This window comes from Streptococcus infantis, assembly GCF_047460685.1.
GTDB lineage: Bacteria > Bacillota > Bacilli > Lactobacillales > Streptococcaceae > Streptococcus > Streptococcus infantis_AD.
In genome coordinates, this window is the sequence record NZ_JASHFS010000001.1 from 190,170 (window position 1) to 200,139 (window position 9,970).

At 39.0% G+C, this 9,970-nt stretch carries 10 protein-coding genes and 1 pseudogene; 3 read left to right on the forward strand and 8 right to left on the reverse strand.

Annotated features, from left to right (window positions below; all coding sequences use genetic code 11):
- Window positions 1-12: 12 nt before the first annotated feature.
- From QM917_RS00850 to QM917_RS00865, 4 genes are all read right to left on the reverse strand, one after another.
- On the reverse strand, window positions 13-726 hold the full coding sequence (locus QM917_RS00850) for a dimethyladenosine transferase (protein WP_414284361.1): 714 nt from the start codon (window positions 724-726) through the stop codon (window positions 13-15).
- An 89-nt stretch (window positions 727-815) separates the two neighbouring features.
- Complete coding sequence (locus tag QM917_RS00855) at window positions 816-2,243, reverse strand: SseB family protein (protein WP_414284362.1); 1,428 nt, start codon at window positions 2,241-2,243, stop codon at window positions 816-818.
- 132 nt (window positions 2,244-2,375) lie between these two features.
- Window positions 2,376-2,939, reverse strand: coding sequence for a ribonuclease M5 (rnmV, locus tag QM917_RS00860; RefSeq protein ID WP_075232259.1), 564 nt, complete (start codon window positions 2,937-2,939; stop codon window positions 2,376-2,378).
- Complete coding sequence (locus QM917_RS00865) at window positions 2,936-3,712, reverse strand: TatD family hydrolase (protein WP_414284363.1); 777 nt, start codon at window positions 3,710-3,712, stop codon at window positions 2,936-2,938. Before QM917_RS00865 ends, rnmV begins: the two co-directional genes overlap by 4 nt.
- A gap of 155 nt (window positions 3,713-3,867) precedes the next feature.
- On the opposite strand from QM917_RS00865, the gene QM917_RS00870 reads away from it, so the two are divergent.
- Window positions 3,868-5,712 carry an APC family permease gene (locus QM917_RS00870; RefSeq protein ID WP_414284365.1) on the forward strand — a complete coding sequence of 615 codons (1,845 nt, stop codon included), beginning with the start codon at window positions 3,868-3,870 and terminating at the stop codon, window positions 5,710-5,712.
- 81 nt (window positions 5,713-5,793) lie between these two features.
- On the forward strand, window positions 5,794-5,964 hold the full coding sequence (locus tag QM917_RS00875; RefSeq protein WP_414284367.1) for a hypothetical protein: 171 nt from the start codon (window positions 5,794-5,796) through the stop codon (window positions 5,962-5,964).
- Between the two features lie 43 nt (window positions 5,965-6,007).
- Here the strand turns inward: QM917_RS00875 and QM917_RS00880 are convergent, their stop codons facing one another.
- From QM917_RS00880 to QM917_RS00895, 4 genes are all read right to left on the reverse strand, one after another.
- Window positions 6,008-7,972 (reverse strand): peptide ABC transporter substrate-binding protein, encoded by a 1,965-nt coding sequence (locus QM917_RS00880; RefSeq protein ID WP_414284369.1) that lies wholly within the window; start codon window positions 7,970-7,972, stop codon window positions 6,008-6,010.
- Between the two features lie 133 nt (window positions 7,973-8,105).
- Window positions 8,106-8,240, reverse strand: a complete 135-nt coding sequence (gene rpmH / locus QM917_RS00885) for a 50S ribosomal protein L34 (protein ID WP_000831905.1) — start codon at window positions 8,238-8,240, stop codon at window positions 8,106-8,108.
- Window positions 8,241-8,747: 507 nt separating this feature from the next.
- Entirely contained in the window at window positions 8,748-9,086 is a 339-nt protein-coding gene (gene cadX / locus QM917_RS00890) for a Cd(II)/Zn(II)-sensing metalloregulatory transcriptional regulator CadX (RefSeq protein ID WP_049549049.1), read from the reverse strand.
- Between the two features lie 11 nt (window positions 9,087-9,097).
- Window positions 9,098-9,712, reverse strand: a complete 615-nt coding sequence (locus QM917_RS00895; protein ID WP_414284371.1) for a CadD family cadmium resistance transporter — start codon at window positions 9,710-9,712, stop codon at window positions 9,098-9,100.
- A 28-nt stretch (window positions 9,713-9,740) separates the two neighbouring features.
- Here QM917_RS00895 and QM917_RS00900 point away from each other — a divergent pair.
- Window positions 9,741-9,845 (forward strand): annotated as a pseudogene (locus QM917_RS00900) (FanG protein); the annotation flags it as partial.
- Window positions 9,846-9,970: the final 125 nt, after the last annotated feature.

The window sequence follows — 9,970 nt, forward strand, 5'->3', positions numbered from 1 at the left end:
CTTTTCTATTTATTAGCTAAAAATAATATATAAAACCCACATAATTCCTAGTGACAACAAAATCCAAAACACTAAAAGAACACGAGGTTTGCTCCCTTTTGAATCAGATCCAGTCGTATCTAGCACTTTCTTATCTTCTTGGGGGTTCATTTTCTTCAGTTCATCCTGGTAGGCAACCGAATCTAGAATATTGTCTTCTGGCAATAATTCTGAAGCATAATAGTCAGGAAAACCCATAGCAAGACCAATTAAGTTCTCTTCTGTCAAAGAAAAATCTAAATCTTTGGGTTGATTTTCCCGAATAGCCCGTATATTTTTTAACAGTTTATCAGAAACAACAGACACTTGGTCCATAAAAACAACATCTAAAAGATCAAATCCGAGTACATCACCGTCTTTGACATTTGCAAGAATATAACGGACAAAGTCATCATATAGTTGCACGGATTGCGGGGCATTCTCTTCTAAAAAAGACCGGTTTTTGAGGGCATTCTGCTGGAATTTTTCAATAGAAAGCAAGATATCTACATTCTGCTCTTGGTAAAATCTTTCTGCTTGCTCTTCATCTTCTTCGAGTTCTTCTGCTGTTTTCCATAGAACAATCGGAGCTTTTAAATCTTCTTCATCCCAAAACAATTGCCAAAAATAAGGTATCGTGTAGATGCCTTCTGTTAAGATACGAGCTTCATCTCCGTTTTTTAAGTAAATATAACTTCTATTTGCCATATCATTTCCTTTCACAACCTTTGAAAAAGGTTAGTGGTTCAAGTAGGATGTAGATAAAACTATATAGTTTCCTAATGTAAAGAAACTCTCTAATCTTTAGCTCTGCCTTCTAGTTCCTCACTGAGCTCTTGCATCTCTTTAAAAGCTGTTAGACTAACATAAGCACCCGCTTCATAGTATTCCGTTGGGTTTATGGCATAGTCAAAGCCTTCAATCATGCCTCCAGCTTCTTCAATCATGCCATTCCACTTTTCATCAAAGACCATTCTCAGACGTTTCCAATCAGTAAATACTGGAATTGAATTTCGTCCATCTTTTCCCTCTCTAACGGGAATATTAAAGTTAGCGTCTTTTTCCAAAACAAAGGAATTCCCTTCTGAATTATCCTCTGGGAATCCTGATGCTGCATCTAATGGAAGCAAGAATTTTGCTTTAGGCATAGCCATAGAGAAGAACTTGTAGTAAAGCCCATAAACTATTTCTTGCTCTTCTGTAGTCGGTTGATCCATCTGTCCCATCAGGAGCATCCATCTTACCAGGTCAGGATTCATGACAGGCACTTGTATTTCTGGCAAATCAGAAAAATCTGGTTTTTGAACCAAGGCTGAGGCACTGATACTAACTTCCTTGGAATTAAAGATTGCTCCCAAGGCACCATTTAAGTAAAAGGCTGTCCCAAGGAAATTCTCAATCCCTTTTTTATCTTCCGTATTTTCAATCAGTTTTACAACTGAGTTTGGTCGGCTGTCAATGGTTTCCTGAAATTGGCGATACCAAGATGGTGTCAAAAGCATAATCATGGGATCAGTACACAGATAACCTTCCTCACCTCTATCATAAGTAGTTGAAAAGAGGTAAGGTTCGCCTGTTTTTTCTGAATAAACTGCATAAACTGCATCTGCTTCTAAGAGCTTATCCTTAACGATTTCCGCTAGACGTTCTAACTTGCGAGTGTTGGATTGGTAGCTTTCTTCGCTTTCAGTTTCCTGATTTTGACGGCATTTCCATAAAAAGAGACGTAAAATCTCTACGCTATCATCAAGACTAGCTGCCAAATAGTCTTCATTAGTCAATTGACCTTCTTGAATGGCTACAAAAGCACGATAAAGAGCATCTGAATAGCTAGATAATTTTTGCTCTTCCTCAATACCTGAACTAAAGAGCACACTTCCTTTTTTCAGTTTATCCAAAGAAGGAATCCTATCAACCACTAGATGGGCAAGAACTTCATCAGTTAGACTATCTGCATCCTTATTCTGACTGCTGAGTTTTTTAACCTCTACAGTACCAAGACTTTCCATTCCTTGGTCGGGATTGCAAAACTGCAACTGATCTCCAACCTTGAGACTACCTTCTAGACTTCCAACAATCAATAATTGATTCGTTTCCTTCATCGGGAACAAATCTAGAACTCCAATACATGCATTGTTTTTAGATTCTTCTCTTTCTTTCTGTGCTTCACTTATTTCAGTTGCCTCTGCAGTTTCCGTCTTTTTTAAAAAATCAAAGATTCCCATAACTTTTCCTCATTAACTCCACACAAGGCTAATCCCGTGGAGCACTTTTCTAATGCTTGCTATCAAGCCTGATTAAACCGTATATGCTTACTTCTATTGTATCATATTCCCCCTACATTTTGGGGGAGTTTCTCAATCCTCATAAGATTTCATGGCATCTTCAACTTCAGCTAAACTGATGCCAAATAATTCTAAACGCTTGAGAAGTTGTTTCCCATTGGAATAACCAATACGTAGACTCTCTCCTAGATATTCTCTGCGTTTTCGGCTATCTGCGCCTGCTAGAAAACCAAGACGAATCAAGTCACTACGGCTAATGTCAAAGTCGCTTTCTGCTTCAAATTGCTCTGTGACTTGTTCCAGCGCTGTTTTCAGATCTTCATAACTGGCATGTTCGATTCCTAGGGAACGTCCTTTGGTCTTGGACTTTGGCACTGCCTCATCACGTTTTAGAAAAGCGTGTTGAACTGTTGGAACAGCCGTCATAATCATCCGGCGAATGCGTTCCCCATTAAAGTCAGGATCTGTAAAGACAATCACCCCATGACGTTGGTGTAGACGTTGGATTCGTTCAAGATCTTGCTCATTGATAGCAGAGCCACGAGTCTCATAGGTCTCCACATCAAAATAACGTTTAAGATTGGCCGTATCATCACGCCCTTCGACTACGATGACTTGGGAAATTTTCTTTTTCATAATTTACTTCCCAGTCCAAAAATTCGTTCCGCATTTGCACTTGTCGCAGCAGCTAATTCTTCTGTTGTCATGCCACGTAAGTCAGCAATAAAGTCCACTACATAGCGCGTGTAAGCTGTCTTGTTTTCGCGACCACGCTTGGGAACGGGTGCCAAGTAAGGCGCATCTGTCTCTACCAAAATCTTATCCAAAGGTAACTCTTTAGCAGCTTCCTGAATGTCTGTCGCTTTTTTAAAGGTCACCACTCCAGAAAAGGAAATAGTCATACCAAGCTCCAGAAACTTCTCCGCCCACTCCAGAGAACCTGAGAATGAGTGCATGATGCCACCACGGGGACCAACTCCCTCACTCTTGATAATCTCATAGGTATCTTCTAGCGCATCACGGGTATGAACCACAAAAGGCAAGTCCAGTTCCTTAGATAGCTGAATCTGACGACGAAAAACCTTTTCTTGAACTTCCTTAGATGCCGTCATCCAGTGGTAGTCCAAACCAATCTCCCCCAAGGCAATCACTTTGGGGTGTTTTAGTTTTTCCAACAAGTAATTCTCAACTTCCGTTGTATAGGTTCCTGCTTCCGTTGGATGCCAGCCAATCGTCGCATAGAGTTGGTCATACTTGTCCACTAGTTCAAGAGCACGCTCAATAGTCGGTTTGTCAAAACCAACAATATTCATCCGAGTCACACCCATTTCAGCTGCTACGGCTATTTCTTCTGCTTCTCTTCCTGAAAATTCTTCCACATTCAAGTGAGTATGTGTATCAAAAATCATGTATATTCCCTCGTTTTTTCTATCTTCTATTATACCAAAAAAACTAGTCTCATCCTTATAGGAAAAAATATTTTGAAATCACTCATTTTTCTTGACGGTATTTTTTCGTAGCAGTATAATAACTCTTGTTGAAATTTTTCAGAAAAGGAAAGAAAATGTTTACAAAACTAAAATATACCTTTATTGGTCGTCCCCTTAAGTCCTTAACTGAAGGCGAGGGAGGACTACTTGGAAAAACGCAGGCACTCGCAATGCTATCAAGCGATGCTCTATCATCTATTGCCTACGGGCCTGAGCAGGTCGTCCTCGTCTTGGCCAGTCTTTCTCCCCTCGCTATTTGGTGGAGTCTTCCTATCGGCATTTTTGTCCTCTTACTATTAGCTAGCCTGACCATTTCTTATAGACAAATCATTCACGCCTACCCTCAAGGTGGAGGTGCCTATATGGTAACTCGAGAAAATCTATCTCCTGAGCTAGGTTTGATTGCTGGAGGAAGCCTGCTTGTTGACTATATGCTAACAGTTGCCGTATCCGTGGCTGCAGGAGCTGATGCTATCACAGCAGCACTGCCTACCCTCCACCCCTATAACCTCCACATCTCCATTTTTCTGGTCTGTTTACTCATGCTTTTGAATCTAAGAGGTTTGAAGGAATCCGCCAGTTCTCTGATGATCCCAGTCTATCTCTTTATCTTTAGTACGGTCTTCCTCTTATTGTTTGGTATCTTCCAACTATTGACAGGTTCTCTCAGCTATCATGCAACCTCTGCAATTGGTCAAACCGTCCCAAGTCTCTCAATTGTCCTAATTTTAAGAGCCTTCACCAGCGGTTCAGCTTCACTAACAGGGGTTGAAGCCATCTCAAATGCTGTTCCATTTTTCAAGACCCCTAAAGAAAAGAACGCAGCTCAAACACTGACCATCATGTCTCTGATTCTTGGATTTCTATTTGCAGGAATTACCTTCCTTAACTACTGGATGGGGATTACACCTCAACACGGAGAAACAATCCTTTCACAGATGGCTAAAGGAATTTTAGGGGATTCAGCTCTCGGTCAAGTTGTTTATTATCTCTTCCAATTTTCAACAGCCCTCATCCTTGCCGTAGCTGCAAATACTGGTTTTTCTGCCTTTCCGATGTTGGCTTACAATATGGCTAAGAACAAGTACATGCCTCATCTCTTCATGGAAAAAGGGGATCGCCTAGGCTACTCAAACGGTATTCTAACCTTGGCCTTTGGCGCTATGATCCTTCTGCTCATTTTTAACGGAAATACAGAACGCTTGATCCCTCTTTATACCATTGGAGTTTTTGTCCCCTTTGCACTTTCTCAAACAGGGATGGTTCGCCATTGGAAAAAAGAAAAAGGCTCTCATTTCTTAAAATCTGCCTTTGCTAACATCCTCGGCGCTATCATTTGTTACGCTATCGTTCTTATCTTACTCTTCTTCAGACTTGGAGATATCTGGCCCTTCTTCCCAATTATCCTAGTCTTAACCTTCCTCTTTTTGTCTATCCACAGTCATTACCAAAAAGTGGCCAAACAACTTCGACTTTATGAAGGAATTCAAAAGAAAACCTACGATGGCAATGTTGTCCTTGTCTTAGTGGGAAATGTTACTCGAGTAAGCGTCGGAGCTATTAACTATGCTCAAAGTATTGGAGATGAAGTTTTGGCCATGCACATTTCCACCAAGGAAACCGAAGAAAAAGACCAAGAAATCCTCCAAGAATTTGCCGATTACTTCCCAAATATTACTCTTAAAAACATTAATACCAGCTATCGCGATATTATCACACCTACAGTTCGATATGTTCGAAAGATTTCTCAAGAAGCCAAGAAAAAGAACTACACGGTTACAGTTCTAGTACCCCAATTTATCCCTAACAAACCTTGGCAAAATATCCTCCACAATCAAATGAGTCTCAAATTAAAATACGCTCTCAGATGGCACGAAGATGTCGTCGTTGCTAGCTACTCTTATCATTTGAAAGAATAAAGAAAAGGCATTACCAGAACCAACAAGCTTCTGGTAATGCTTTTTTTCTGAATCTAGTCCCTAAAATTAGACTTATACTCAATGAAAATCAAAGAGCAAACTAGGAAACTAGCCACAGGCTGCTCAAAGCACTGCTTTGAGGTTGTAGATGAAACTGACGAAATCAGCTCAAAACATGGTTTTGAGGTTGTAGATAAGATTGACGAAGTCAGTTACCTATACCTACGGCAAGGCGACGTTGACGCAGTTTGAAGAGATTTTCGAAGAGTATTAAAATTTTATTGATAACCTTCTTCTATTGAACGTGGTTAGCCAAATCTTCTTGGGCTTTTTTATTTGACTCCGCTTTTTCTTTTTGCCATTTTTCATAAAGTTCCTGGTACTGTTTAGCAGTCACAGGTTCCTTTTGCAATTCAACATATTTGTAGTTGTCCGCATCTCCCTTGTGTCCAACAAATGAGAAGGCCCCTGTAAATGGAACAGTCTTACGGAAGATTGGATTAGCTCCTCCACTTTGAACTGGGAGGAAGAGAGCGCTATCTGTTAGCCAAGCTTGAACTTCGGCAAATTTTTCATAACGTGTTTGCGTATTTTCATTCTCACTATCTGCCGCATCCAACAACTTCTTGTAGGTAGCTAGACCGAGTTTTTCCTTGATATCATTGTCTTTCCCTGGAGTCAAGCCAAGATTTTTCAACTGAGAACCAGAGTCTGGATCCAAAAGGTCAAGATAGGTTTTCGGATCTGAGAAATCTCCACTCCAACCTGAGATATCGATGTCATAGTCCTTTTGATCGGCGGTATCAGCAAAGAAGGTAGCATTGTCTTTCTCATCTGGTGACAATTGAATGATATCAATAACCACATTATCTGATCCAAGCGTTGCTTCAACTGTCTGTTTGAAGGAGCTTGCCTGCTGAACGTCCAACTTAGCAGTTTGGTCTACCAACATATCCAAGTGGATAGGGAAGGTCACGCCTTCTGCTTGCAAACTTTCTTTAGCCTTGGCAAATTCAGCCTTGGCTTTTTCAGGATCCAAGAAAGCTGCTTGGGCATCGTTTAGATTGATGTTAGACCACTCTGTACCATAGTTGACCATCTTTTCATTGACAGCATCTCCAAAGTTTTTGCCACCGATTTGAACAAAGTTACTTGGTGTGACTGTGTTTCGAAGGATTCGGTCAGCTCCATCTTCTCCATTCGTCTGGGCAGCATAGGCATGACGGTCAAAGGCAAAGTTAATAGCCTGACGGAAGTCTTTGTTTTGCATTGCTAGACGAGAATCCTTCTTTTCTTTGTCCGTCTGTTTCATGGTTTGCTTGTAGCTTTGACGATTGATATTGAAGAGATAGTAGAAGGTTATAGCGTTTTGAGGGGTATAGGTAATCTTATCTTCATTCCCTTTTTTCAACTGATCAAACACAGAGCTTGTTGGGAAGATACGCCCGTCTGTATAGTTGCCTTCCAAGAATCCTCTAGCCAAACTATCTTGGTCTGAGCCATCATAGAAGGAAAGTTTTACTTTCTCAATCTTCACATTGTCCTTGTCCCAATAATTAGGATTCTTTTCAAACTCAATCAAAGATTTTGATGTGAATGATTTGAACAAGTATGCCCCATTTGACAGGATACTAGATGGAGTTACACTTCCAAATTCGTCCCCCTTAGATTTCAAAAAGGCTTCATTGACTGGACTCAAAATTCCACCTGTTGTCTTAGAATTCCAGTAGGACTCTGGCTTGTTTAAGGTATATTGGAGAGTATAGTCATCGACTGCCTTGATACCGACAGCCTCAAAGTCTGATGATTGACCCTCAACATAGTCCGCCAAACCTTTGATAGAGTCTTGCACCAAGAACAAGTTTTCTGCCTTTTTATCCGCCGCATACTTGAGGCCTGTCACAAAGTCATGAGCTGTTACCTCTGCATATTCTTCCCCTTCAGAGGTATACCACTTGACACCTTTACGGATTTTATAGGTATAGGTCAAACCATCTTTTGATACTGTCCATGATTCAGCCATGGAAGGAACCAGATTGCTATACTTATCATTTTCCAACAGTCCATCAATCAAGTTTGTCGTAATGCTAGACGTCGAGCCACGTGTCGAAGTAATGTAGTCTAATGTATCTGGATTGCTAGCAAATACATAAGAGTAGGTTTTATCAGATGCATTTGACTGTGTCGAGCTACAAGCTACCATCAAGAAGCTAGCACTCAAAATTCCAACCCCTAGTAAGAGAGCTTTTGATTTTTTCATAAATATTCTCCATTTATATAGTATATGAAATATTATAGAAAAAATAGAAAGCTTATACAAACTATTATTTTAGGGCAAAACAAAAGCCAGTAGACTCGAGTTCCTACTGACTTCATTGTTGAATTCGTTTGGATTATGCAGCCAAAACTTTGCGTCCTTTACGACGACGAGCTGCCAATACGCGACGACCGTTTTTAGTTGACATACGGTTACGGAATCCGTGTTTACGCGCACGACGTAGTTTACTTGGTTGATAAGTACGTTTCACGATGAATACCTCCTCATAGATTTTGTATTCGTTTAGCCGGCTATAAAGTGATCAGTTACTAAACATACTTTACTATTCTATCTGATTCTTTTGCATTTGTCAATAGCTCTGACAAATGTTTCCAGCTTTTTTGCTGAGGGGATAATTTGAAAATCCTTCCAATTTACTTTCGAAATCTATAAAATATCTAATGTACTAGTAATTTACCCAATTGGTACACTCAAAGTTCCAAGTTTTTCCTCTTGAAACCTTCCGCCTGCCTATTAAATGTAAAAGGTGTTTTCTATATTTTCCTTCTGTCACTTCTTGCATTTAAAAAGCAACAACACCGTAGGATGACGATTCTACCGTCTTTTAATTGGCAATAAACAAGATATTTAGTAATAATCCTTTCTAGTTATCATCGATTAAATCTCATTTTTAAAAAAACTAATATGTGTAGTTATCTAAAACCTCTATCTATTCTTCTTAAACAACACAAAAACGCTCTAGACGTAAAAATAGTTGTTATCCTAGTTGATTAAAAAAATCTCTGATTTCCTCATCTTTTATAAAATAATATATAATTTTCCCCTCTCTTCTAGTGTCCAAGATGTTTTGATTGGCTAGTTTACGAAGATGGTGGGAGGCAGATGCCATACTGAGATCTAGTAAACAGGCTATATCACAGACACAGAGTTCTTCAACAGCAAGGAGATAAAAGATGATATTTATCTGTTTATTATCGGTAAACTTTGTTAAAATGCGAAGTGATTTTTGGACTTTTTCCTTTTCAAGGTAGTTCATTGCGGTTGTAACATTTTGTTGATTTATAATATTCACTTGGCAGATACTATCTTTTTTCATAATATTTTCTCCTAGCCTAACATAGTCCATAGCATGTCAAAGCTGTTGTTTTCAATCAGGATATACATCCCCAATCCTAAATAAACAACGGCAATAAACCATCTGCTATATTTTTCCAAAGTTTCTCCAACAGAAGGGACTTGTGCCAATTTTTGGGCAGAAAAAACCAAGAGATAAATCATGACTAGAAAGGTAAGTAAAGCCACTATCAAATTCGCTAAATTTAAGGTAATAAAATATGGGACAAAAACACCAATATTGTCAGCACCACAACTTGCAAAAGTAATCATAGCGACTAGAAATATCAGGTTTTTATTATCTTTGCGCAAACCTTCTTTGGCAATAGCTTCTCCATCAGAATCTCCTAAAAGCAAAACTTTGAGACCTAGGAAAATTGGAATCAAACCGAGTAAACCTAAAATCTCTTTACTAGGAATATAATTTAAGACAAATGCAAAAAGTAAACTTAGCAATATTAGACTAACAGAACCTAGAAATTGTCCTAAATAGATGTTAATGATGTCTTTTCTGCTTTTTCTTTTGGCGAAAAATAACATTAGGATAATAAGTAAGTCTACGGCTGTCCCAGAATACAGGATTATTGAAGTAACAACATTTTGAATCATAAAACACCTCATTCAAATATATTTTTGAATGTATTTTAACATTAAACTTTGTAGATGTCAACTTCAGCTCCATCAAAATATAGATAAGAAGGTAGTGTACCAAACATTAAAAAGCTCTGCCATCGAAATGATATAGTTATTTAGTTTTAAAAAAGCACTCTAATGATTCAAAGATATTGGGGACTTCCCTTAATAAATCTGTCACTTTCTTTTTCAAGATAGCCCAAGCCTGCTCAATAGGATTCAAATCTGGTGAAT

What these genes read in the sequence shown, in the direction of transcription:
- QM917_RS00850 (WP_414284361.1), bottom strand. Translation starts at nt 726, where the DNA reads ATGGCAAATAGAAGTTATATTTACTTAAAAAACGGAGATGAAGCTCGT.
- QM917_RS00855 (WP_414284362.1), bottom strand. Translation starts at nt 2,243, where the DNA reads ATGGGAATCTTTGATTTTTTAAAAAAGACGGAAACTGCAGAGGCAACT.
- rnmV (WP_075232259.1), bottom strand. Translation starts at nt 2,939, where the DNA reads ATGAAAAAGAAAATTTCCCAAGTCATCGTAGTCGAAGGGCGTGATGAT.
- QM917_RS00865 (WP_414284363.1), bottom strand. Translation starts at nt 3,712, where the DNA reads ATGATTTTTGATACACATACTCACTTGAATGTGGAAGAATTTTCAGGA.
- QM917_RS00870 (WP_414284365.1), top strand. Translation starts at nt 3,868, where the DNA reads ATGTTTACAAAACTAAAATATACCTTTATTGGTCGTCCCCTTAAGTCC.
- QM917_RS00875 (WP_414284367.1), top strand. Translation starts at nt 5,794, where the DNA reads ATGAAAATCAAAGAGCAAACTAGGAAACTAGCCACAGGCTGCTCAAAG.
- QM917_RS00880 (WP_414284369.1), bottom strand. Translation starts at nt 7,972, where the DNA reads ATGAAAAAATCAAAAGCTCTCTTACTAGGGGTTGGAATTTTGAGTGCT.
- cadX (WP_049549049.1), bottom strand. Translation starts at nt 9,086, where the DNA reads ATGAAAAAAGATAGTATCTGCCAAGTGAATATTATAAATCAACAAAAT.
- QM917_RS00895 (WP_414284371.1), bottom strand. Translation starts at nt 9,712, where the DNA reads ATGATTCAAAATGTTGTTACTTCAATAATCCTGTATTCTGGGACAGCC.